Raw genomic sequence first — 23,959 nt, 5'->3', positions numbered from 1 at the left:
CAAGCCCGGTGGAGCGGGCTAGTAGTCGTAGCGAGAGGGAGAAGTGCGCGGTGATCATGTGGCACATGAAATCACAGATTTTTGGGCGCTGTCAACCATGATGTGTCGCCTCGCGACATTCCCACGATATGGGATGGCGATGGTGACGTCTATCTGCTGTCCGCGATGCCTGTGCTGCGCGGGGCATGTCGTCCCATGCCGTCCCACGCCGTCCGCCCGGGACTTGTCCGGCGCGCGCGTCTCCGATATCGTGTCGCCCTATGGGATAACCAAGGGCCAGTCCCGAAACCCGACGGATCGACATGCTCGGCTGTCGGCGCCAATCCCGGTGTCGCGCGGCACATGTCACGACATCGGAGACCGCCTTGACATCCGTTCCGACTTCTTCCCCTTCGTCCCCTTCGTCCCCTTCTTCCGCTTCGTCTGCTGCGCCCGCCGCTGCGGCAAAGCCCGCCTGCGCGAACCCCGCGGCCACGCGCCAACGCCCGCATACGGGCCGGGTCTGGTGGCTTGCGCTGACGGTGTTCCTCGTCGGCATCGACGAGAACATCTGCACCGGGATACTCCCGGCCATCGCGACGGGACTGAACGTTTCGACGGCCTCGGCAGGGCAGCTGACGACGATCTTCTCCGCCGTGTTCGCGTTGTGGGCCTTCACGATGGCGGCATGGCTCTCGCGGCATTCGCGCCGGCGCGCGCTGCTCGTGGCACTCGTGGTCTTCGCGTTGAGCAACGTCGCCGCGGCTCTGGCACCGGATTACGCCGCGCTGTTTGTCACGCGCATTGCGATGGCCGCGAGTTGCGCCACCATCGTGCTGCTCTGCTCTCGCCTGGCGACCGACATCACACCGCCCGAGTATCACGGGCGCGCCGTCGGCATCATCTTCATGGGCATCAGCGCTTCGCTCGTGCTCGGCGTGCCGCTGGGCATGACGCTCGAACACTGGGCCGGCTGGCGCGCCGTTTTCGCGGCCATCGCCCTCGCCAGCGCGCCGCTTGTCTTCGTGCTCTGGCGCGTCTTGCCGCCGAGCGCTCCGAGCGCGGTGCTTACGCTGCGGACTTACGTTCGCGCTCTTGCGCAACCGCGGCGTCTCGCAGCGCAGGGCGTGACGATTGCAATGCTCGGCGGCCACTTCACGCTGTTCGCCTATTTGGTGCCTTACCTGGAATCGCTGTTCGCGCCATCGCCCCATACGATGAGTCTGCTGTTCCTGGCGTTCGGCGTGGCCGGGGTCGCGGGGGCGTGGCTCGGCGGATGGGCGGCGGATCGCGTTGGCCCCGTCGCGTCGCTCCTCGGCTGTCCGGCGCTGTTCTTCGTTGCGATGATGAGCGTGCCGCTGGCGGCGCTGCACTATCACGGTGACATATGGCAGACCGTGTTTTTTCTCGTCGCGATGATGGTGTGGGGATCGCTGTCGTGGTCGATCTCGCCCGTGGTACAGAACCATTTGATTCGCTCGGCACCGCACGATGCCGATGCCAACGTGGGGGTGAACGTGGCCGCCATGCACGTTGGCGTAGCGCTTGGCGCGGGCGCGGGCGGCGCGCTCGTCGATATCGATGCGCTTGCGCTCACGCCATGGGCCGGCTGCGCAATGGTCGCGGCGGCGGTACTGTGCGCCTGGCTCGCGACGCGTGGCGGCCAATCATGCCAGGGCTTGCAGGGGCACGGCTGAGGTGCACTTGATCTCATCGAGGCAAACGCTCGACTTCACCGCGCTGACACCCGGAATGCGCATGAGCGTGTCGAGCAGAAAATCGGACAACGCCTTCAGATCGCGTGCCACCACCTTGAGGACATAATCGATGTCGCCAGTCACGGAGAAACACTCCTGAATTTGCGCGAGTTCCGCGACCAGTCCCTTGAAGTTCGACAGGTCGCGGATATGGCCGCGCTCCATCGTCACGTGAACGAACGCCACGACACTGAAGCCCAGCCGCTGGGCATCGAGCCGGGTGTCGTAGCCTTTGATGACGCCCATCTCTTCCAGACGGCGATGGCGGCGCAGCGTCTGTGCAGGCGACAGTTTGATCGCCTCGGCCAGTTCCAGATTCGAAATGCGCCCGTTGGACTGCAAGATCCCCAGCAAACGGATGTCGATCCGATCGATCTCGATGTTTTGCACTTTAATTTCCTCATATAAACAACTTCAGAAATATTAGTGCATAACCTAGGGTTTCCATAGCGCTCTTACGAAATCCTATTTTGCGTCGCCGCACTTACACTGCCCCACATGAAATGACGCAAAGTTGTGGCAATCCATTGCCGCGGCATGAATTTCGGGCAACGGAACACGTTCGCCGGCATTTCCCGACCCACCGGTACGTCGAGCACAATTTTGTTTCACGTTCCGGCGCCTTGTTCGAATGCCCGGCGACAACTTTCTTCGAATCTTTGCGTCGACCCTATTTGTCATCCCTGCAAACCACTTCACCTGCCGAGACGATCATGGCCGACCTGTTTGAAAATCCGATGCAATTGATGGGCTTCGAATTCGTGGAATTCGCGTCGCCCACGCCGAACGTCCTCGAACCCATTTTCGAACAGATGGGCTTCACCCTCGTGGCACGCCATCGCTCCAAGGACGTGTTGCTGTACCGTCAGGGCGACATCAACTTCATTGTGAATCGCGAGCCGAACAGCGAAGCGGCCTACTTCGCCGCCGAACACGGCCCGAGCGCCTGTGGCATGGCGTTTCGCGTGAAGGATTCGCACAAGGCCTACGCTCGCGCCCTGGAACTCGGCGCGCAACCCGTCGAGATCGAGACCGGCCCGATGGAATTGCGTCTGCCGGCGATCAAGGGGATCGGCGGCGCGCCGCTGTATCTGATCGACCGCTTCGAAGACGGCAAGTCGATCTATGACATCGACTTCGAATACGTGGAAGGCGTCGATCGCCATCCGGTCGGCCACGGCCTGCGTCTGATCGACCACCTGACGCACAACGTCTATCGCGGCCGTATGGCGTACTGGGCCAATTTCTACGAGAAGCTGTTCAACTTCCGCGAGATTCGCTATTTCGACATTTCGGGCGAATACACGGGCCTGACTTCCAAGGCGATGACCGCCCCCGATGGTAAAATCCGCATTCCTCTGAACGAGGAATCGGCCAAGGGCAGCGGCCAGATCGAGGAATTCCTGATGGCCTTCAACGGCGAAGGAATTCAGCACATCGCCTTCCTCACCGACAACCTGATCCAGGTCATCGACAATCTGCAAATGGCAGGCGTCGAACTCATGACGGCTCCGAACGACTTCTACTACCAGGGCCTCGAGACCCGTCTGCCCGGTCATGGTCAGCCGGTGGGCGAACTGAAGTCGCGCGGCATTCTGGTGGATGGCACGACCGAAGGCGGCAAGCCGCGCCTGCTGTTGCAGATCTTCTCGAAGACCCTGCTCGGGCCGGTGTTCTTCGAATTCATTCAACGCGAAGGCGACGATGGTTTCGGCGAAGGCAACTTCAAGGCGCTGTTCGAATCGCTGGAGCGCGACCAGATCGAGCGCGGCACGCTCAAGGTCTGAGTTCGGGCAGACATGACCGTCCGCTCGTGCGGACGGTCCCAAAGGACACGGCGACGGCGTCACAAGCGCCGCGCCGTGGCGGCTAAACGGTTCCGGTTCGTTCCCATCGAACGAAAACAGAGAAGCGCGCCGCGTGGTGAAGATAGGGTAAGGAACGGACATGTCCACCAATGCAGCACAAGACGGCTCGCTACACCGCGGCCTGAAGAATCGTCACATCCAATTGATCGCGCTGGGTGGCGCGATCGGCACCGGCCTCTTTCTAGGCATCGCCCAAACCATCAAGACCGCAGGCCCGTCAGTATTGCTGGGCTACGCCATCGCGGGCATCGTCGCGTTCTTCATCATGCGACAGCTCGGTGAAATGGTCGTCGACGAACCCGTCGCCGGCTCGTTCAGTTACTTTGCCAACAAGTATTGCGGCCAGTTCGCGGGCTTCGTCTCGGGATGGAACTACTGGGTGCTCTACGTGCTCGTCTCGATGGCCGAGCTCTCCGCCGTGGGCATCTACGTGCAGTACTGGTGGCCCGCGATTCCCACATGGGTCTCCGCACTCGTGTGCTTCGGCGTCATCAACGCGATCAACCTCTCCAGTGTGAAGTCGTACGGCGAAATGGAGTTCTGGTTCGCCATCGTCAAGGTCGCCGCCATCGTCGGCATGATCGGTTTCGGCGGCTATCTGCTCTTTTCGGGCAACGCCGGCCCCGAAGCCGGTGTCGCCAATCTGTGGCAACACGGCGGCTTCTTCCCGAATGGCGTGTCCGGTCTCGTGATGGCAATGGCCGTCATCATGTTCTCCTTCGGAGGACTCGAACTGGTCGGCATTACGGCGGCGGAAGCAGACGACCCTTCGCACTCCATTCCGCGCGCGACCAACCAGGTCATTTACCGTATTCTGATTTTCTACGTCGGCGCCCTCGGCGTGCTGCTCTCGCTGTATCCGTGGGAGAAGGTCGTTACCGGCGGCAGCCCGTTCGTGCTGATCTTCCACGAGTTGAACAGCAACTTCGTCGCTCACGTACTCAACGCCGTGGTGCTGACCGCCGCCCTGTCCGTCTACAACAGTTGCGTGTACTGCAACAGCCGCATGCTTTACGGCCTGGCCGGCCAGGGCAATGCCCCGCGGGCACTGCTCAAGGTCAACGCGCGAGGCATTCCGCTCGCCGCCCTCGGGGTCTCGGCAGCGGCAACCGCCGTGTGCGTGGTCATTAATTACTTCATGCCGGGCAAGGCGTTCGAACTGCTGATGGGGCTGGTCGTCTCGGCACTCATCATCAACTGGGCGATGATCAGCGTGATTCACCTGGCGTTTCGCCGTGCCAAGGCCCGTGCGGGTCAGACCACTTATTTCAGGAGCCTCGGTTATCCGCTCACGAACTACCTGTGCCTCGCGTTCCTCGCCGGCATTCTGGTCATCATGTACCTGATTCCCGACCTGCGCATCTCGGTCTATCTGATTCCCGTATGGCTGACCGTGCTCGGCATCGGCTATCGTCTGCGTCAGAAAAACGGCGCCGCGCCGGTGCCGGCCAGCGCAACGCGGTAAATCGATCGGCGCGACATCCGCGCTCCCCATGTGGCGCCGGGCCCCCGCTGTCCGGTGCTTATCCGGCGCCCACCCGACAGTGCCGCACTAGCGGTATCATCGGTCGTTTGCGACGTTCGCGCCGACCGATGTACCGACACGTCCGCCCTACCGACTTTCTTTCGTCTTTCAGGAACTGCCATGTTCGAACATATCGATGCCTACCCCGGTGACCCGATCCTCTCGCTGAACGAGAATTTCGCGAAGGACCCGCGCACCAACAAGGTCAACCTGAGCATCGGCATCTATTACGACGACACGGGCCGTCTGCCGGTCATGAACGCGGTCCGTCAGGCCGAAGCGCTGCTGCTGGCCGAAGTCGGTCCGAAGCCGTACCTGCCGATGGCCGGCTTCGCCAACTACCGCGATGCAGTCCAGGGCCTCGTGTTCGGCGAGGACTCCCCGGCCCGCAAGAACGGCAGCATCGCCACGGTGCAGACGCTCGGCGGCTCGGGCGCGCTCAAGGTCGGCGCCGATTTCATCAAGCGTTACTTCCCGAACTCGCAGGTCTGGGTGAGCGATCCGACGTGGGACAACCATCGCTTCATCTTCGAGCGTGCCGGTTTCACCGTGAATACGTATCCGTATTACGACGAAGCCACGGGCGGCCTGCAGTTCGAAGCGATGGTCGACGCCATCGACAAGCTGCCGGCGCGCAGCGTGGTGTTGCTGCACGCGTGCTGCCATAACCCGACCGGCGTCGATCTGAACGACGCGCAATGGGTGCAGCTCATCGAAGTGCTCAAGCAGCGCGAGTTGCTGCCCTTCGTCGACATGGCCTATCAGGGCTTCGGCTCGGGCATCGAAGCCGACGCCTTCGTGATTCGCGAACTTGCGCGCCAGGGCCTGCCGGCATTCGTCGCCAACTCGTTCTCGAAGAACTTTTCGCTGTACGGCGAGCGCTGCGGCGGCCTGTCGGTCATCTGCGAGTCGCCGGAAGCCGCCGACCGCGTGCTGGGTCAGCTCACGAGCGCCGTGCGCTCGAACTACAGCAACCCGCCGACGCATGGCGCGAAGATCGTCGCCAAGGTGTTGAGCACGCCGGAACTGCGCAAGTCGTGGGAAGACGAACTCTCCACGATGTGCCAGCGCATTACCCGCATGCGGGGAGCGATCCACGAAGGTCTGCGCGGTCGCGTGCCGGACAACATGCTCTCGCGTTATCTGGAACAGCGCGGCATGTTCACGTACACGGGGCTCTCGGCGGCCCAGGTCGACGTGTTGCGCGAAGCACACGGTGTGTACCTGATCCGCTCGGGACGCATGTGCGTGGCGGGACTCAACGAGAGCAATGTGGCTGTCGTGGCCGACAGCATCGCCAAGGTTCTCAACGGCTGAGCGTCTCGCGCCCGGCGAGCGCGTCCGGACGCCGTGACGTGAAACGGCGCGGGTGAAAAAAGCGGGGAAAGCGACGGAAGCGGGGGAAGGGACGGAAGCGACGGAAGGGACGGTCATGCCGTCCCTTTTTCATGCGTGCAGCGCGCTCAGGCGCTGCGCATCCAACGGCTCGGCGGTGTCACGACGCCTCGCGCAGGAACGCCAGCAGGTCGGCGTTCACCTTGTCGGCCTCGACGACGCACATGCCGTGCGAGCCGCCCGGGTACACCTTCAGCGTGGCGTTCCTGACGATCTGCGCAGTGAGCTTGCCCGAATTGTCGATGGGCACGATCTGGTCGTCGTCACCATGCAGCACGAGCGTCGGCACGTCGATTTTCTTCAGATCCTCGGTGTAATCGACTTCCGAGAACTCTTTCACGCACAGATACTGGCCGAGGTGCGACCCCCACATGCCCTGCAACCAGAACGCATCGATCACGCCCTGCGACGGCTTTGCGCTCGGTCGGTTGTACCCATGGAACGGCACCGCCAGATCCCGATAGAACTGCGAGCGATTGGCCACGACATTCGCGCGAATCTCGTCGAATACGCCGATCGGCAGGCCGTTTGGATTCTTTTCCGACTTCACCATGACGGGAGGCACGGCGCCGATGAGCACGGCCTGCGCCGCGCGCGCCGTACCATGACGGCCGAGGTAGTGGACGACTTCGCCGCCGCCGGTCGAATGCCCGACGAACGTGGCGTCCTTCAGATCGAGGTGCTCGACGAGTGCGGCGAGATCGTCGGCGTAAGTGTCCATGTCGTTTCCGGTACCCGGCTGATCCGAGCGGCCGTGACCGCGGCGGTCATGGGCGATCACGCGGTAGCCGTGCTGCGCGAGAAACAGCATTTGTGCGTCCCAGGCGTCGGCACTGAGCGGCCAGCCATGGGAGAACACCACCGGGCGCCCCTTGCCCCAGTCCTTGTAGAAAATCGAGGTGCCATCCTTCGTCTTGAACGTGCTCATGGTGTGATCCTTGCGCAATGCGCGATGGGGCCTAAGAACGGTAGCGACGGGTGTCGCAACGTGACGCCACTGACGGCATGACCGCGTTGCGGCGCGGGATGCCACGTCACGGCATCGTCGACGCGAGGCGTAAGTTCGCGTGACGCCAGCACGGCGACCCATGACGGAGCGCAACATGACGAAGCGCCGAATTACGGACCGGACAGCGTGAGAAGACTTCGTGCGTCGGCGAGTAGGCCACGCGAGCGAAGGTTTTCAATTTAAGGTCGCGATGAGCGCCGTTGCAAGGTGAGATTTCTTGACGCGAAATTGAGCGAGATTCATGCAAGGCGTCTCATGTCTGTCATGAAGCACGCGCAGGGCGCGCGCGGGGCATTCGCCCTTTGGCGGCCGGACTGCAGAGGCGGTCCGCAGCACGTTGGCGCGCTTGGCGTTATATTGAGCGTCCCGCGGCGCACGATGGCCGCTCAATCACGAATGCGTCGATCCCCATGTCCGATCAATCCGTCGATTTGTCCCAGTTTCCAATCACGCGCAAATGGCCTGCCGTGCATCCGGAGCGCCTGCAACTGTATTCGCTGCCTACGCCCAATGGGGTGAAGGTATCGATCATGCTCGAAGAAATCGGGCTGCCGTACGAAGTCCACCTCGTGAGCTTTCAGACCGACGACCAGTTCTCGCCGGAATTCCTGTCGCTCAATCCGAACAACAAGATCCCGGCGATCCTCGACCCGAACGGTCCAGGCGGCAAGCCGCTGCCGTTGTTCGAATCCGGCGCGATCCTCTGGTATCTCGCGGAAAAGACCGGCAAGCTGCTACCCGCGGATCCGGCCGCACGTTACGAAACGCTGCAATGGGTAATGTTCCAGATGGGCGGCGTCGGCCCGATGTTCGGCCAACTCGGCTTCTTCCATAAGTTCGCCGGCAAGGAGTACGAAGACAAGCGTCCGCGCGATCGTTACGTCGCCGAATCGAAGCGCCTGCTTGGCGTGCTCGATGCGCGTCTGGCCGACCGTCGATGGATCATGGGCGACGAGTACACCATCGCCGACATCGCGACGTTCCCGTGGATTCGCAACCTCGTCGGCTTTTACGAAGCGGGCGAGCTGGTCGAGTTCGACCGCTTCAAGAACGTGCAGCGCGCACTGAGCGCATTCGTCGCGCGGGCGGCGGTCGTGCGCGGGCTGGACATTCCGAAGCGTCCAGCCTGAGCGGTGCGCGGAGCCATTTCGGCGGCGTCGAAAAAATGGCCGGCACATCGACGAGATGTGCCGGCCCGAGGTCGCGATGTTGCACGAGGAGGCACTACCCCGCCGGACGTCGGACCGACGACCCGGCGGGCACAACAGGAACCGGAACCGGCCGGCGCGAGAACTACGCGAGTCCGGTGAGTCGGGTGACGATGGTGCGTGTCGGCATCAGGCCGACTGCTTGAAGCGCGCCGCCTCTTCCGAACCGCCTGTGGCGTTACCGGCGCTGTATGAATGCGCCCCCACACCGGCGAGCTTGCCGCCCTGCACGATAAGGTATTCGTTGCGGATCGGACGATTCTCGAAATAGCACTCCAGAATTTCGCGTGTGCCGGCGGCGTAGCGCGTTTGCGCCGAGAGGCTCGTGCCTGAGATGTGCGGCGTCATGCCGTGATGCGGCATGCGACGCCACGGATGATCGGTCGGCGCCGGCTGCGGAAACCACACGTCGCCGCCATACCCCGCGAGCTGACCGCTTTCGAGCGCGGCCGCTACGGCGTCGCGATCGCACAGTTTGCCACGCGCCGTGTTGATCAGATAGGCGCCGCGCTTGAAGTGCTTCAGGCTGTCGGCGTTGATCATGTGTTCCGTTTCCGGATGCAGCGGACAGTTCAGCGTGACTACGTCGCAAACCTTTGCCAGGCTCTCGAGACTGGTGTGGTGCGTGAGGTTCAGCTCCTTCTCGACCGATTCCGGCAGGCGATGACGATCGAGGTAATGCAGATGCGTGCCGAACGGTTTCATCAGCCGCAGCACGCGCAGCCCGATGCGCCCTGCCGCCACCGTGCCGACATGCATGCCCTCCAGATCGTACGAACGCTCGACGCAGTCGGCAATGTTCCAGCCCCCTTTGAGCACCCACTGATACGACGGCAGATAGTTCCGCACGAGAGCAAGCGTCGTCATCATCACGTGCTCGGCCACGCTGTTGCTGTTGCAGTACGTAACTTCCGCGACGGTGATGCCATGTTCCATCGCGGCTTGCAGATCGGTGTGATCCGAGCCGATACCGGCGGTCACGATCATCTTCAGCCGCTTCGCGCGCTTGATACGCTCGGCTGTCATGTAAGCAGGCCAGAACGGCTGCGAGATGACGATCTCGGCGTCGGCCAGTTCGCGATCGAGCACGCTGTTCTCGCCGTCCTTGCTCGACGTCACCACGAGTTCGTGGCCGTTCGATTCAAGATACTTGCGCAGACCCAGCTCGCCCGACACGCTGCCGAGCAGGGCGCCCGCCCGGAAATCGATGGCGCGCGGGGTAGGCAGCGTCTGCCCGTCGGGATAGCACTCGATCTTCGGCAGATCGTCGCGGGCGTAGGTCTTCGGATATCCGGTAACGGGGTCGTCGTAAAGCACACACACAATCTTGGCCATGATGTCTCGCTCCTGAAGGATGTTTTGCAAGATGTCTGCCGGGCGACGCATGCCGGCGTCGCTGCATTGAGGCCAATGATCGGTGTATGCGTGTCGTCTGGAAAATCGTTCCGGCCGATCGATTGATCGGTGAAATCTATCAACGCGCCCGAGGGCGCCCGGATACCCGCCCGCTAACGGTTGACGGCTAACGGCTCGCGGCGGGCGCGCGTGCCGAGAGGTGCCAGCACGCCGCGGTGAAACGGACTTCGCCGTTCGCAACGAACGGCGCGTAAGCCTCGACGAGCCGGTCCACGACGCGCTCTCGTTCGGCCGGCGCCAACCCGGCCAGCGCCAGCCCCACCGGCCCAAGGCGCGACGCGTAATCGCGCAAATCGGCCTGTGCGAACGAGCACTCGAAATGGACTGGCGTCAACGAGACATTCGTCCACCCACTCGATGCCATGATGTCTTCGACGCGCATTCGCTCCGCGAAACCGAACTGACCCGGCGCACCGGGCCGGCGCGCCGGAAGGTCCGGCAACAACGGCTTCGCGGCGCGCTCGGCCACCGTCATGAAGGGATTTTCGGCGGGACTGCGCCACGCGAGCATATGCAGCCATGCGCCGGGACGGCAGGCGGCGCGCAAGTTGGCGAAGGCCGCGACCGGGTCGTCGAAGAACATCACGCCAAGTCGCGAGACGGCGAGGTCGAAATGGGCAGGGGGAAACGCGTGGGTCTGCGCGTCGGCACGGACGAATTCGATCGGCGTGCCACCATGCGACGAAGGTGACGATGGTGACCGAGGCGACGAACGCGCCCGCGCCTCGGCAATCATCGGCGCGGAAATATCCGCCCCGGTGACTTGCCAGGTGTTGCCGAGGGCCTGCGACAACGCCAGCGTGGTGCCGCCGGTGCCGCATCCCACGTCGAGCGCCCGGCCTGAGGGAACCTGTCGCGCCACTTCATTCGCGCGATCGATGAGAAACGCCGCAAGCGGCACGAACATCCGGTCGAGCATCGCGCGATTGTCTACCCATGCGCTGCCCGAGCGTCCGTTCCATAGCTCGGCCTGATCTTGATTGACGGGTTCTGTCATTGGTACACCTCGTGATGGTACGTTCGAAGTGCGCACCGGACGAACGGCGTTCGATCCCCATGACGTTCCGACATCCATCCGGCAGTCGTCCGGCAGTCGCGCACATCATGCAGTCTGCCAGTTCAAGCCGACTTTAGGTCAAGCGATTTTTACGGCAGCAGCGCGTCGAGGCGGGATTGAAGATCGACCGAGCGAAACGCCACCACCGCCGCGTCGAGCAAGGGGGAGCGCGGCTGCCGCTCATGCAGGATCAGGCCGATTTCGCGGTACAGCGCGGGTTGCAACGGCACCGCATGCAGTTCGTCGCGCATCTCCGCAAGACACAACACGCTGTGCGGCACGATGCTGTACAGCCCCGCGCATCGCACATGCGCGTAAAGCGCCATGAGCGAGTCCGTCTCCACGCGTGGCGACACCGAGGTTCCCGAGCGCGCCAGCGCCGCATCGATGCCCTGACGGCACTGCATGTTGCCGGTCAGCAGACATAGCGGCAGCCTTGCGGCCTCATGCCAGGAGAGCGAAGTGCGTCCTGCCAATGCCGTTTCGTCGCGTGCAATGAGCACATACCGCTCGCGGAACAGGGAGATGGTCTCGAACTCGCGCAGACGCGGATCGTCGAGATAACTCAACCCCACATCCAGATCGAGTTCCGAGAGTTGTCGCAGAGCCTGTGTCGCGGACAGCGTGCAGACCTCGTGACGCATGCCGGGGAATGCGCGAAGACACGCATCGGTCAACAACGGCACGAGCGGCAAAGCAGTGGGAATGGCGCCGATACGCAGGCATCCAGAGACCTCGCGGCGGCTCGCACTCGCCTCCTGACGCAAGCCCTCGCAATCGGCCAGCACCTGACGCGCCCACGCCAGTACGCGCTCGCCTTCCGGCGTGAACCCTTCGAAGCGACGGCCACGCCGCACGATCGGCAGCCCGAATTCTTCCTCGATGCTGCGAATGGCGCCGGAGAGCGTGGGCTGCGAAACGTTGCATAACTCTGCCGCCCGCCGAAAATGCTGCGCCTGCGAGAGCGCCACCAGATAGCTCAACTGCCGGATGAACATGGATCGCGCCCCCTTTGCGCCGTCGATACCGCGGCGAGTGCATTTCATGCATCGCTATATCTTTATGAATATAGCGCAAGCGATGACGAGCCAGTCATGAGAATGCGGCATGACTGTTATGGGGAATCCCGCCCGGCGCGCGCCGGGCAGCGATGTGGGGTGCGGCAGTCGCCAAGGCCCCGTCGATGTGGCCGTCGCCGAGAGGATCGCCCTGCCGGTTGGTGAGGCGCGCGTTGAAGCGCCTGGTGGGGTGCCTGGTGAGGTGTCTGGTGAGGCGTTTGTTGAGGCGCTTGGTGAAGCGTTTGTTGAGGTGCTTGTTGAGGTGCTTGTTGAGGCGTTTGTTGAGGCGTTTGTTGAGGCGTTTGTTGAGGCGTTTGTTGAGGCGTTTGTTGAGGCGTTTGTTGAGGCGTTTGTTGAGGTGCTTGGTGAGGCGCTTGGTGAGGCGTTTGGTGAGGCGATTGTTGAGGTGCTTGGTGAGACACCTGATGCGCGGCTTGCCGGGTCCTCTACTGTGCCGGTGCGGGTGCCGGGGACACCTGTGGGTTCTGCGGCGGATTCTGTGATGGGACCGGCGGCGACAGGATGACGCCGCCGGTCGGGGCCGAGGGCATCGACGTGCCGGGTGGCACGCCCCCCGGCCCATTCCACTCGCCCGGCACCCCCGGAATCGTAGTCCCATGCGGTGCCGGTGTACTCGCCGGCGACGCATCGTCCGGCTGCGCCAGTACGGCCGAGGCGATCGGCACGGGCAATGGGCCGCTGGCGGTGTCGGGGGTGGGCGCCGACGCGTTGGCCGGGTTCGCGGCTTTCTGCGCGCCGGTCTCATTTGCCGGTGCCGGCGCGCTCGCCTGGCGCTTCACTTGCGCTTTCTGCCTGGGCTCCGGCTTCTTCGCAAAAAGGCCGGTCACCCAATCCGAGGCCCGCGTCCATAAATCGCTGTACCAGTGATGGTTATCCGGCGCCTCGAACTTCGCATTTCCGTCGATCACCCTGGCCCGCAGCGCCCGTGAGAAGACGTCGCCGACGATTGGCAATGCGCTGTGCGCGCCCTGTCCCCAATAATCGCTGCGCAACGTAATACGGCTGTCGTTGAAGCCCACCCACGCACCTGCGACCAACTGCGACTGCATCAGAATGAACCAGCCGTCGGTGTTGTTTTGCGTCGTGCCGGTCTTGCCCGCAACATCGGCGCGAATCCCGAAGCGCGTGCGAATCGCGTTGCCCGTGCCGCGATTGACGACACCGCGCATCGTGTCGAGCAAGGTGTAGTCGTCGGCCTCGGAGAGCGCCCGCTCGGGACGCGCCGGCGAGAACGTCGCCAACACTTCGCCATCGCCGTTGGTGATCTCCGTGACCATCGTCGGCTCACGATACTCGCCGCCGTCCGCAATAGTGCCGTACGCGGCCACCATCTCCTTGAGCGAGACAGGGCTGGTGCCAAGCGCCAGCGACGGCACCGCGTCGAGCCTGCTTTCTCGCACGCCCATCGCCCGCGCCAGACCGACCACCCGGGAGGGACCGACATCCTGCATCAACTGCGCCGTGACGGTATTGCGCGATTGCGCCAGCGCGTCGCTCAGCTTCATCGGCTTGTTGGTCGGTGCGGTGTCGTCGCTCGGCCGCCAGATCTCGCCTCCCGCAAGGGGAATCTCCACAGGCTGATCGACGATGGTGTCGTCCGGCTTGCGTCCCTTGACGAAGGCAGCACCATAGACGAATGGTTTGAACGTCGATCCGGGTTGACGGCGCGCCTGCTGAACGTGATCGAACGGGTCGGTCGTGAAGTCGCGGCTTCCGACCCACGCACGAATCTCGCCCGTGCGCGGATCGATGGCAAGGAAGCCTGCCTGCAAGCGCGTCTTCGTCTCGCGCAGGTTCTGCATGAATGGCTTGTCCGCGAACAGACGCTTCATTGCCGCCTCCGGCGCCTCGCCGCCTGCGACCGCGTTGCGATACTCTGCCGACTCCCGCACGAAGGCCTGTACCAGGACCGTGTTGTCGCGCCATCCGCCTCGGGCCGACCAGTTCGCGTCGGCAATACCTTGCAGTTGATTCGCCTGACGCGTGAGCGCCTGCGTCGCCATCGTCTGCAAGCGGGAGTCGATGGTGGTGTGCACCACCAGACCGTCGGAATAAATGTTGTAGTCGTTGCGATCGGCCCAGCCGATCAGCCATTTGCGCAATTGCTGCGCGAAGTGCGGCGCGGGTCCCGGCGCTTCGGTCTGGCGCTCGAAGTCGATGCGCAAGGGACGCTTTTGCAGCGCGGCGAGTTTCGATGCGTCCAGATCGCCGAACTTCACCATCTGCGCGAGCACCGTGTTGCGGCGTTGCAGCGCGCGCTCCGGGTTGATGACGGGGTTGTAGTAACTGTTGCCCTTGAGCATGCCGACGAGCGTGGCCGCTTCAACGACATCCAACTGGTCCGCCGACTTGTCGAAGTACGTGCGCGCCGCCATCTCGATGCCGAACGCGTTGTACAGGAACGGAACGGTATTCAGATACGTCTCGAGGATCTCCGGCTTGGTGTAGAGCGCCTCGATCTTGAGCGCGGTAATCGCTTCCTTCAGTTTGCGCGTGAGCGTGGGCGCGCGGCCGATATCGTCCGGATACAAATTGCGCGCGAGTTGCTGAGTGATGGTCGAGCCGCCCTGACGGTCCCCGGAGAACGTGTGCAGCGCCGCCCCCGCGGTGCGCTTCAGATCGATGCCGTGATGCTCGTAAAAGCGGTGATCTTCCGTCGATATGAGCGCCTTGACGACATTGGGCGATACGTCCTTGAGCGACACCCACTCGCGATTCGACGGCCGGAATTCGGCAATCGGTTTGCCATCCACGGATAGCACCTGCGCCGGCCGATCGACCTTCGCGCGGCGGATATCGCGAATGCCCGGCGTAAACGGAATCAGGATGAGCGTGTAGCCGACGAGCAGGCACGGCAGCGCGGCGATAGCGATCAGTACACCCCGACGCGTGGGATGCCGCACGTGATACCCAACCCGAACGGCATACGGCTGCAGCGATTGCAGAAGACGCAGACCATGCCGGCCCGCCTGAGCGGCGGCATGCAGGAGCGAGGAAAACAGCGACGAAATCGGGCGCTTCACGATGAGGGACAGCGTGGCAAAGTCCGCATCCTACCAAAACCCGCCGCTCACTCGCGCGACGGCGGCGACCGGGGCCGCCATCCGGCGTTCGCGACAGTTTGTCGCACCAGCGGTTCGCACTCTCTCGCTCTTGATGCGCATCAAAGGCGTCGGCACGACGCGCTTCTACCATCGGCCGTGCTCACTCACGACTTTGGAAAACATCATGAAGCATTCCCTTGGTGCCGTGGCCATCGCAGCGGCACTGCTCACCGGTAACGCCGTGTTCAGCGGCTCTGCCTGCGCACAGACCCCGCCCCAGACCTCTCGCGGCACACCTGACACAGCGACAACTCCCGGCTTCATCAAGAACAGCGCGCAGGGCGTCTATGCCGGCGACATTCTTGCGCGCGTTCGCGCCATCGGGATCATGCCCGACTCGCATGCGAGCGGCAGCGTGCTGCCTACGCTCGGCGTCACGGTGAACAACGCGATCGTGCCCGAGCTCGACTTCACGTACATGATTCTCGACAACGTGGGCGTCGAACTCATTCTCGGCATGTCGCGCCATCAACTCACGTCCAACCTCGGGCATCTCGGCGGTGTGAATGTGCTGCCGCCGACCCTGCTGCTTCAGTACCACTTCAACCATGCCGGCAAGGTGCGTCCCTACGTGGGTGCGGGTATCAATTACACCCGCTTCTGGAACAGCAATCTGAACGCCGGCGGCACGCCCATCGAAATCAGGAACCACAGCGTCGGCCCGGCATTGCAAGCCGGTGTGGACATTCAGATGACCAAATACCTGTTCTTCAACGTCGACATCAAGAAAATCTGGATGAAGACGGATACCTCGCTGGCCGGAACCGATCTCGGCACGCTGCACATCGATCCGCTGATCGTCGGCGTCGGTGTTGGGATGAAGTTCTGATATCCGGTGCGGGGCGCCACGCGCTGGGGGGCCGTGGCGCTCCCTTTTTGTTCACACGGATCGATGCGTCAAATTGTCGCGCCCTCCCTACATGAGAACGCAAAGCATTTACGCAATGCGACGACAGCACCTACAATGCCTGGTTCCCCGAGGTTCGCTCGCATCCGATTTCTCGATTTCTCGATTTCTCGATTTCTCGATTTTGCGATTCCGTGATGACGTCATGACGTCGTGACATGAGCGCCTCGCTTCCTTCTTACCGGTCAAGGCATGCGCAAGCTCCGTCAGCATCGCGTCGCAATCGGAATCGCCTTGATGGCGATCCTGCTGGCAGCGCTCATGCCTGCGATTGCGCAGTGGCGAGCCGCCATGCAGGAAGACCCGTTCGCGGTCTATTGCACGGTACAGGGCACTCAGGCCGCAGCGGGGACAAACACCGCACCGAGCGCCGACGCCCGGCGCGAGCCGGCACATGACGGCCATGACGGGCACGACGATGCGCAGGCCCCGCAAGTCCAGGGGCAACCCGCAGCGCATCACAGCAGCCATGGTGGCGGGGACCCTTCCCTTGCCGCTGCCGGCCATTGGGAGAAGTGCGGCTACTGTGCCCTGTGGGCTCACCAGCCGCTCGTCACTACCGATTTCCATACCCCCCCGCCCGTCGCGCGGGCTCGCATCGATGCCGCCCCCCGGCGTTGGTGTCGCATTTCCCGCGCGCCCGCTTCTCCGACGCCTTAGCCCGCGCGCCGCCCTCTCTCGCCGTCTGATCCCCTGACCGCCAGCACGGCCCGCCTTGGCTCGCCGATGCAGCGGTTCCTGTCGAACGCACCATGCTTCGTTGGCTCGCACCGTCTTTCGTGCCTCGCCTATCAGTGTCGTACGAACATCATGCGGATTTCGCGTGACGCTGTATGACGCCATGTGACGTCGTCCGTCCGTCACGAGGTTCCGAAAGACACCACGCCCGCATGGCACGCGTCGCGTTCGTCATCTCACGATCATCAGGCGACCGTCGCGCGGTCGCGAGAGAGACACTCATGTCACGTTCCATCACGCAGAAGCCGTTGCAAACGGCCATCGCGCTCGCCCTTGCTTCACTGGGCAGCGCCGCACACGCACTCACTAACGATCCCGCCTCGACTGGCCTGAGCGTTGCCGTCGACGCGACACATGCCGCCACCCACGCGGGCGGGCGCGCCGAGACCCCGCCACGTTCGCCGGCGACCGAGGCCGCATCCGCGGCCCCGGTGTCCGCGTTGCGGGTAGCTCAAGCAGATCTCCCGGCCGCACCACAGGGCAGTGCCGCGCCGGTCACAACACTGCCAACCACGACAGTCACCGCACCGCCGGAATCACTCACGTCGCCGAGCGTCGAGGAGCAGAAAGCCAATCTCTTTCAGACGGCCGGTTCGGTCGGTTTCGTCGATGCCGATGCGTATCGCGACACCTACGCGTTCAACCTGCGCGACGTGCTCAAGGACAGCCCGGGCGTATTCGTGCAGAACCGGTACGGTCAGGAACTGCGCGTATCGATCCGAGGCTCGGGCATTGCGCGCGGCTACCACGTGCGCGGTCTCGAACTCTTGCAGGACGGCATTCCTACCAACTCGGCCGACGGCAGCGGCGACTACTATCAGATCGACCCGATCGGTCTGCGCTCGACCGAGATCTACAAGGGCGGAAACGGCCTGACTTACGGCTCGACGACGCTCGGCGGTGCCTTGAACTTCGTCACACCGACCGCCTACACGGCTGAGGCCCCCGATCAGTTCCGTCTCGAAGGCGGCAGCTTCGGCACCGTGCGGGCGAGCGCTCAGATGTCGCGCATCTTCGGCCCGCTCGACGCGCTTGCCACCGTCACCCTGAATCGTTCCGACGGCTATCGGGATCACGCCAAGGGCAACTATGCCCAGATCAACGCGAACATCGGCTACAAATTTTCGCCACGCGTCGAAACGCGCTTCTTCTTTGGCGCGTACATCGTCGACCAGAAGCTGCCCGGCACGTTGTCGCTGTTCGACGCCCTCAACAATCCGACGAAAGCCGCGGCCTCCGCCATCTCCGGCGATCAGGCGCGCAATACGCGCACCGAGCGGCTGGGCAACCTCACCACGATCCGTTTCGACGTCGGCCAGCTCGACATCGCTTCGTGGGTCATTCACAAGAGCCTGTATCACCCGATCTTTCAGGTCATCGATCAGGACGGCTGGACATACGGCGTCGCACCGCGTTACACGGCCAACCTGACGCTCGCCGGCATGCGCAACGACCTGATCGTCGGCGCGCGCTTCTTCGGCGGCAATACGAAGGCCGATCAGTACGTCAACGTGAATGGCAACCGTGGCGCGCAAACGCTCGATTCGCGTCAGAGCGCGTACAACTACGAGGCGTATTTCGAGAATCGCCTCTTCTTCCTTCCGACGCTCGGGTTGATGGTCGGCGCCAAAGCCTATCGTGACGTACGTCAGTACATCGACTATGGCGGCGTGCCCGGCGACCTCAACTATCGTTCGACGAGCGCCGCCTACTCGGGTGTGAATCCGAAAATCGGTCTGCTCTGGGAACCGCGCAAGGACGTTCAGGCGTTCATCGATGTCACGCGCAGCGCCGACGTGCCCGATTTCACCGATCTTTCTCAAACCTTCGGCGCGACTTCCCGCTTCGTTCCACTCGCGTCGCAACACGCCTGGACGATCGAAGCCGGCACGCGCGGCAAGCTCGATCGGGTGGCGTGGGACGTGACGGCCTACCGCTCGCTCGTGCGCGATCAGTTGCTCCAGTACACAACGAACCCCGATGTCCCGGCCGCCACCTTCAACGCGAACAAGACGGTGCTGCAAGGGCTCGAAGTCGGCGCTTCGGTCGATTTGTTAAAGAACATTGTCGCCACGGGCGATCGCGTGACGCTGTCGCAACTCTGGAACTACAGCGATTTCCGCTTCCGCGACGACCCGCAGTACGGCAACAACCGGATCGCGGGCGTGCCGACGCACGTGTTGCGCACCACACTGGGCTACGCATTGACGAATCGCTTCCAGATCGCCGCGTCGCTCGACTGGGTACCGACCGGTGCGTGGGTCGACTATGCGAACACAATGCGCGTTCCCGGCTACACGCTGATTGGCTTGCAGGCGTCGTATCTGCTTCAGCGCGGTGTAACGTTCTATGTCGATGCTCGCAACCTGACGGACAAGCGCTACGTATCCGACTTCAGCACCGTGACCGATGCCCGAACCGCGAACACCGCGGTGTTCTACCCCGGCGACGGGCGCAGCGTGTTCGCGGGCATGCGGTTCGCGTTCTAGGAGTGCACGGGGGCACGCAGCTCAGAGCATGCGACGCAGCGTATCGTCGCGTCGAAAGTAGTGATGCCAGAGTGCCGCGAGCGCGTGCAGCCCGATAACCCAATAAAACGCGCTTCCCAGCGTTTCGTGGATGTCCTTGATCGACCGGCGCAGTTCGTCGTCCTTATCGATGAACTGCGGCAACGCCATGTCAAGCCCCGGAATCGTGAGTCCGTGCCCACCGGCGTTGAGCGTGAGATAACCCAGCACCGGCTGCGCAAACAGAAATACATAAAGCAGCAAGTGCACCGCTGCCGAGCCGAAACGCGCCGGCCATCCCTGACCGGGTAACGCCCCCGGCGCCCCCCTGACCAGACGCCACAACAATCGCGGCACGGCCAGTATTAACACCGCAATCCCTGCCCACTCATGGATCGTCATGGACAATGCCCGCGGCGCACTTCCCTTTGGCAGGTATCCCTTCGCGATCACCGCCGCATACGCGATCACGATCAGCAGCGCAACAGCCCAGTGAAAGAAGATCGCCGGCGGCGCGTAGCGCTCGACGGCCGTAATCGGTGAGCCGAAGGATTGGAACTTGATCGCTTTGACCATCTCGGGGGCACTCCTCTGCTGTGTTGGGGTGCCCCATTATCGCGTTACCGCCATGTCACGAAAAGGTCGCAAATCGTCACATTTTGTTACTCATCTTTCGCACCACATTCGGATTCCTCCTCCCCATGGGCGGCCCGGCAATGTCGACAACATGGCCTCGACGCGCAAGACCCTTCCTTGATGCGCAACCGACGAACCTCCTTGGCCGACGCACCGCCGGTCGGCCTTTAAAGCCCCGCCCACGGGGCTTTCTTTTTTCGTTCGAAGCGAATTAATTTCCGTCCGCCTTCCCAAGACCCGACGCACATCGCGGGAGCCATCACCGAGCCGTCTCGCTGCGGAGCAACATTCGCAATGTGCATCGGTGAAATCAGGTTATCGCGGCAATTCGCCGAAAGGTCTGTGAACTATCCGAGAGATCGGGGGTACGAATGCAAAAGCGGCGTTGTCTGCCCCCTGTCTAGGACGAATCCGATCCGAAAGATAGGACCACACCTCGAAGTGTTGCGTGCAACCCTCACCGCACTGGTCATCGCTCGACATGCAGGCAGATAATGGTCACAAAATCGGTCACAAAAAATCCAGGAGGACGGATCATGCGAAACAACACTTTCCCTCAAGGCGACACCGTACCGGTGCTCGGTCAGGGCACATGGATGATGGGCGAAAAGCCTGAGCGGCGTCGCGAGGAAATCGCAGCGTTGCGTCTTGGCGTGTCGCTCGGCATGACACTGGTCGATACCGCCGAAATGTATGGCGAGGGCGCGACGGAACGTCTCGTTGGCGAAGCGCTCGACGGCCTGCGCGACGAGGTGTTCCTCGTGAGCAAGGTCTACCCCCACAACGCCTCGAAGCACGGTGTGGTTGCCGCGTGCGAGCGAAGTCTCTCGCGCCTGCGCACCGACCGCATCGATCTCTATCTGTTGCACTGGCGGGGCGACGTGCCGCTCGAAGACACGATTGCCGGCTTCGAAGCGTTGATCGATGCCGGCAAGATTCGCCGGTGGGGCGTGAGCAATTTCGATACGGACGACATGGAGGAATTGTTCGACACGCACGGCGGCGATGCGTGCGCCACCGATCAGGTGCTGTTCAACCTGTCGCGACGTGGCCCCGAATACGATCTGGCGCCATGGCTCGCAGCACGCAAGCTGCCGATGATGGCTTATTCGCCCATCGAGCAAGGCAGGCTGCCGACTTCCGGCGTGCTGGGCGACATTGCCCGCAAACGGCATGTCGAACCGTTGCAGATCGCGCTCGCCTGGGTCTTGAGCCGGCCCGGAGTCATTGCGATTCCGAAGGCCGGGACCGAAGCGCACGTGCGGGCCAATCGCGCTGCGCACGACATCGAACTGACGGCGGAAGAACTTGCCCTGCTCGATCATCACTTCGAAGCGCCGTCTCGCAAACGTCCGCTGGAAATGATCTGACGACGAGGGGTTCGACGACACGCCGGGAAGGCGCTCGCCGATGATGCAAGCGCTCACCTTATGTGCACGGCGCAGTCCCGCAGTACACTAGGCGTTTTCGATTTCTTGCAGGACGGCTTCATGAGCGATTCGCGTCCCGTCGTCGTTATCGGGGGCGGTTTGGTCGGCGTGTGTACCGCCGCCTATCTTCAGCGTGCCGGACACACCGTCACCGTCGTGGACCGGCAGTCGGCGCGTCAGGCGGCCTCACTTGGCAATGCCGGTTGCATCAACGGTTCCTCGGTCGTGCCCATCGCCATGCCCGGCGTGCTCTGGCAGGTGCCTGGCTGGCTGATGCAACCCGACGGCCCTCTCGTGCTGCGCTGGCGTTACCTTCCGCGCATGGTGCCGTGGCTCCTGCGCTTCGTCGCGGCCAGTCAACCGGCACGAGTCTCCGCGCAGGCGCGCGCGCTGCGCGCCCTGCTCGGCCCGGCGCTCGACGCCTATCAGCCGCTGCTCGACGACGCCAACGCGAACGATCTCGTCACACGCAAGGGTTATCTCATTGCCTATTCCAGCCAGAGCGGCATGTCGGGCGACGAAAGCGGAATGGCGTTGCGCCGGGAGAACGGCGTGCAGATCGAAACGCTGGACGCGGGAGCGCTTCGCGAATTCGAGCCAACGCTGTCGAACGACTTCATCGGCGCGCGCTACATCAGCGAGACGGGGCACACGTCCGACCCCGGCGCGCTGCTGGCACGTCTGACGACTCAGGTCGTGGCGCGCGGCGGTCGTGTCGTCGATGCCTCGGCCACGGCGATTGAAACCAACGGTGTACGAGCCGTTGCCGTGCATACGGACAAGGGGCGCGAAGCAGCAAGCGCCGTTGTCGTCGCGGCGGGCGCGTGGTCGGCGCCGTTTGTGCGGCAACTCGGCGACAGCATCGTCTTCGATACCGAGCGCGGCTATCACGTGGAGATTCCCACGCCCGACGAGATGCCGTCACGGCCGGTGATGTGGGCCGAGGGCAAATTGTTTGCCACGCCGATGAATGGCCGTCTGCGCGGTGCCGGCACGGTCGAACTCGCAGGTTTGCAGGCACCGCCGAATTGGCGGCGCGCCGATCTGCTGATCCGGCAGCTTCACAAGATGTTTCCGGGGGCCGTGCAAGGCGCGAAGTCGACGCAATCGGTGGACGGTGCGCGCTGGCAAGGTTTTCGTCCAAGCACGCCGGACTCGCTGCCGGTGCTCGGCGCGGCGTCGAAGGTGCCCAACGCCTTCTATGCCTTCGGGCACGGCCATGTCGGGCTGACAGCGGCCGCATCAACCGGACGCACCATCGCCGGGCTCGTGAACGGCGACCGGCCCACACTTGACCTCTCGCCGTTCTCCATCGGCCGGTTCCGTTAGCGCGACGACAGGCAGACGGACGCCACAATGTCGCACGAGCGCAGGCGCAGTGCCGGATCGTAGATGTCGGTGACGAGCATCAATTCGTCGGCCTGCGTGCGCTCGACAAGATCCGACAAACCTGCCTTGATACGCTCCGGCCCGCCCACGACGGCGACCCCGAGGAAGGCTTCCACGGAATGCTGCTCCGCGGGGTCCCAGCGTTCGTCCATGTCGTTGACCGGCGGTTGCAGCTTGAGACTTTGCCCGCGCATGAGCGCCAGGATTTTCTGCTGCGACGAGGTTGCGAGGAACGCGGCCTCTTCATCCGTTGGCGCGGCAATGACCGGTGCGCCGACCATCACGTATGGCTTGTCGAGGACGGCCGACGCACGGAAAAGCTCACGGTAGATGCGGATCGCGTCGAACAGAAAACGCGGCGCGAAGTGCGAAGCGAACGCGTACGGCAAGCCGAGATGCGCGGCGAGTTGCGCAGAGTAAAGCGATGAGCCGAGCAGCCACACGGGAATATCGCTTCCCGCACCAGGAGTGGCGACGAGTCGCTGCCCCGGTTGTGCCGGTGCAAGCAATGCCCGCAGTTCGGCGACCTGTTCGGGGAAGTCGTCGCCACTGCCCAGACGATCGCGGCGCAGCGCGCGCATTGTCGCCTGATCGGCGCCCGGTGCGCGCCCCAGTCCGAGATCGATGCGTCCCGGGTACAGGGCGGCGAGCGTGCCGAATTGCTCTGCAATGACCAACGGCGGATGGTTGGGCAGCATCACGCCCCCCGAGCCCACGCGAATGCGCGACGTCTTGCCTGCCACATGACCGATCAGTAGCGAGGTCGCGGAACTCGCGATGCCATCCATATTGTGGTGTTCTGCCAGCCAGAATCGCGTGAAGCCCAGACGTTCGACGTGCTGGGCCAGTTCGGTGGACTGCTTCAGGGCCTCAGCCACCGTACCGCCGGCGCGCACCGGCACCAGATCCAGCATCGAGATGGCTGTTTTCGACAAACTGCTCATTGGGTTCTCCG

At 63.2% G+C, this 23,959-nt stretch carries 19 protein-coding genes; 11 read left to right on the top strand and 8 right to left on the bottom strand.

Features of this window, described 5'->3' with window-relative positions:
- Positions 1-365 precede the first annotated feature (365 nt).
- Positions 366-1,676: an MFS transporter gene (locus AB870_RS03390; RefSeq protein ID WP_237170035.1), complete on the top strand. Its 1,311-nt coding sequence runs from the start codon at positions 366-368 to the stop codon at positions 1,674-1,676.
- Here AB870_RS03390 and AB870_RS03385 read toward each other — a convergent pair.
- Positions 1,647-2,126, bottom strand: a complete 480-nt coding sequence (locus AB870_RS03385) for an Lrp/AsnC family transcriptional regulator (protein ID WP_047906942.1) — start codon at positions 2,124-2,126, stop codon at positions 1,647-1,649. The genes AB870_RS03390 and AB870_RS03385 overlap by 30 nt on opposite strands.
- 323 nt (positions 2,127-2,449) lie before the next feature.
- On the opposite strand from AB870_RS03385, the gene hppD reads away from it, so the two are divergent.
- The 3 genes from hppD (at position 2,450) to AB870_RS03370 (ending at position 6,446) form a co-directional block, all read left to right on the top strand.
- A complete protein-coding gene (hppD, locus tag AB870_RS03380) occupies positions 2,450-3,523 on the top strand; it encodes a 4-hydroxyphenylpyruvate dioxygenase (RefSeq protein WP_047906941.1) in 1,074 nt (357 codons plus the stop codon).
- A 160-nt stretch (positions 3,524-3,683) separates the two neighbouring features.
- A complete protein-coding gene (locus tag AB870_RS03375) occupies positions 3,684-5,069 on the top strand; it encodes an amino acid permease (RefSeq protein WP_047906940.1) in 1,386 nt (461 codons plus the stop codon).
- Positions 5,070-5,249: 180 nt separating this feature from the next.
- Positions 5,250-6,446 carry an amino acid aminotransferase gene (locus tag AB870_RS03370; RefSeq protein ID WP_047906939.1) on the top strand — a complete coding sequence of 399 codons (1,197 nt, stop codon included), beginning with the start codon at positions 5,250-5,252 and terminating at the stop codon, positions 6,444-6,446.
- A 178-nt stretch (positions 6,447-6,624) separates the two neighbouring features.
- On the opposite strand, the gene AB870_RS03365 is transcribed toward AB870_RS03370, so the two are convergent.
- Entirely contained in the window at positions 6,625-7,452 is an 828-nt protein-coding gene (locus tag AB870_RS03365) for an alpha/beta fold hydrolase (protein ID WP_047906938.1), read from the bottom strand.
- Between the two features lie 491 nt (positions 7,453-7,943).
- On the opposite strand from AB870_RS03365, the gene AB870_RS03360 reads away from it, so the two are divergent.
- A complete protein-coding gene (locus AB870_RS03360; protein ID WP_047906937.1) occupies positions 7,944-8,663 on the top strand; it encodes a glutathione S-transferase N-terminal domain-containing protein in 720 nt (239 codons plus the stop codon).
- A 207-nt stretch (positions 8,664-8,870) separates the two neighbouring features.
- Here AB870_RS03360 and AB870_RS03355 read toward each other — a convergent pair whose 3' ends face one another.
- From AB870_RS03355 to AB870_RS03345, 3 genes are all read right to left on the bottom strand, one after another.
- Entirely contained in the window at positions 8,871-10,076 is a 1,206-nt protein-coding gene (locus AB870_RS03355) for an NAD-dependent formate dehydrogenase (protein WP_047908748.1), read from the bottom strand.
- Between the two features lie 187 nt (positions 10,077-10,263).
- Positions 10,264-11,154, bottom strand: a complete 891-nt coding sequence (locus AB870_RS03350) for a class I SAM-dependent methyltransferase (protein WP_047906936.1) — start codon at positions 11,152-11,154, stop codon at positions 10,264-10,266.
- Positions 11,155-11,303: 149 nt separating this feature from the next.
- Positions 11,304-12,260: a LysR family transcriptional regulator gene (locus AB870_RS03345; protein ID WP_237170034.1), complete on the bottom strand. Its 957-nt coding sequence runs from the start codon at positions 12,258-12,260 to the stop codon at positions 11,304-11,306.
- Positions 12,261-12,321: 61 nt separating this feature from the next.
- Between AB870_RS03345 and AB870_RS26260 the strand changes: the two genes are divergently transcribed.
- Positions 12,322-12,798: a hypothetical protein gene (locus AB870_RS26260; RefSeq protein WP_157112217.1), complete on the top strand. Its 477-nt coding sequence runs from the start codon at positions 12,322-12,324 to the stop codon at positions 12,796-12,798.
- Here AB870_RS26260 and AB870_RS03340 read toward each other — a convergent pair.
- Entirely contained in the window at positions 12,719-15,280 is a 2,562-nt protein-coding gene (locus AB870_RS03340; RefSeq protein WP_418303993.1) for a penicillin-binding protein 1A, read from the bottom strand. The two genes, AB870_RS26260 and AB870_RS03340, sit on opposite strands and share 80 nt — an antisense overlap.
- A gap of 241 nt (positions 15,281-15,521) precedes the next feature.
- On the opposite strand from AB870_RS03340, the gene AB870_RS03335 reads away from it, so the two are divergent.
- The 3 genes from AB870_RS03335 (at position 15,522) to AB870_RS03325 (ending at position 19,531) form a co-directional block, all read left to right on the top strand.
- Positions 15,522-16,226, top strand: a complete 705-nt coding sequence (locus AB870_RS03335) for an OmpW/AlkL family protein (protein WP_084664057.1) — start codon at positions 15,522-15,524, stop codon at positions 16,224-16,226.
- A 270-nt stretch (positions 16,227-16,496) separates the two neighbouring features.
- On the top strand, positions 16,497-16,964 hold the full coding sequence (locus AB870_RS03330; protein ID WP_047906934.1) for a DUF2946 family protein: 468 nt from the start codon (positions 16,497-16,499) through the stop codon (positions 16,962-16,964).
- Between the two features lie 299 nt (positions 16,965-17,263).
- The gene (locus AB870_RS03325; RefSeq protein ID WP_084663284.1) at positions 17,264-19,531 is read left to right on the top strand and encodes a TonB-dependent receptor family protein; all 2,268 of its coding nucleotides are present in this window, start codon (positions 17,264-17,266) and stop codon (positions 19,529-19,531) included.
- Positions 19,532-19,552: 21 nt separating this feature from the next.
- Here the strand turns inward: AB870_RS03325 and AB870_RS03320 are convergent, their stop codons facing one another.
- Positions 19,553-20,125 (bottom strand): cytochrome b, encoded by a 573-nt coding sequence (locus tag AB870_RS03320; RefSeq protein WP_047906933.1) that lies wholly within the window; start codon positions 20,123-20,125, stop codon positions 19,553-19,555.
- Positions 20,126-20,721: 596 nt separating this feature from the next.
- Here AB870_RS03320 and AB870_RS03315 point away from each other — a divergent pair.
- Together AB870_RS03315 and AB870_RS03310 are read left to right on the top strand one after the other, a co-directional pair.
- Complete coding sequence (locus AB870_RS03315; RefSeq protein WP_047906932.1) at positions 20,722-21,555, top strand: aldo/keto reductase; 834 nt, start codon at positions 20,722-20,724, stop codon at positions 21,553-21,555.
- A gap of 120 nt (positions 21,556-21,675) precedes the next feature.
- Positions 21,676-22,944, top strand: coding sequence for an NAD(P)/FAD-dependent oxidoreductase (locus AB870_RS03310; RefSeq protein ID WP_047908744.1), 1,269 nt, complete (start codon positions 21,676-21,678; stop codon positions 22,942-22,944).
- Here the strand turns inward: AB870_RS03310 and AB870_RS03305 are convergent.
- On the bottom strand, positions 22,941-23,948 hold the full coding sequence (locus AB870_RS03305) for an LLM class flavin-dependent oxidoreductase (RefSeq protein ID WP_047906931.1): 1,008 nt from the start codon (positions 23,946-23,948) through the stop codon (positions 22,941-22,943). The genes AB870_RS03310 and AB870_RS03305 overlap by 4 nt on opposite strands.
- Between the last annotated feature and the right edge of the window lie 11 nt (positions 23,949-23,959).

This window comes from Pandoraea faecigallinarum (assembly GCF_001029105.3).
In the GTDB taxonomy this organism is placed as follows: Bacteria; Pseudomonadota; Gammaproteobacteria; order Burkholderiales; family Burkholderiaceae; genus Pandoraea; species Pandoraea faecigallinarum.
The sequence above is the reverse complement of the archived record's forward strand: the minus strand, read 5'-3'. Positions and strand labels throughout refer to the sequence as shown.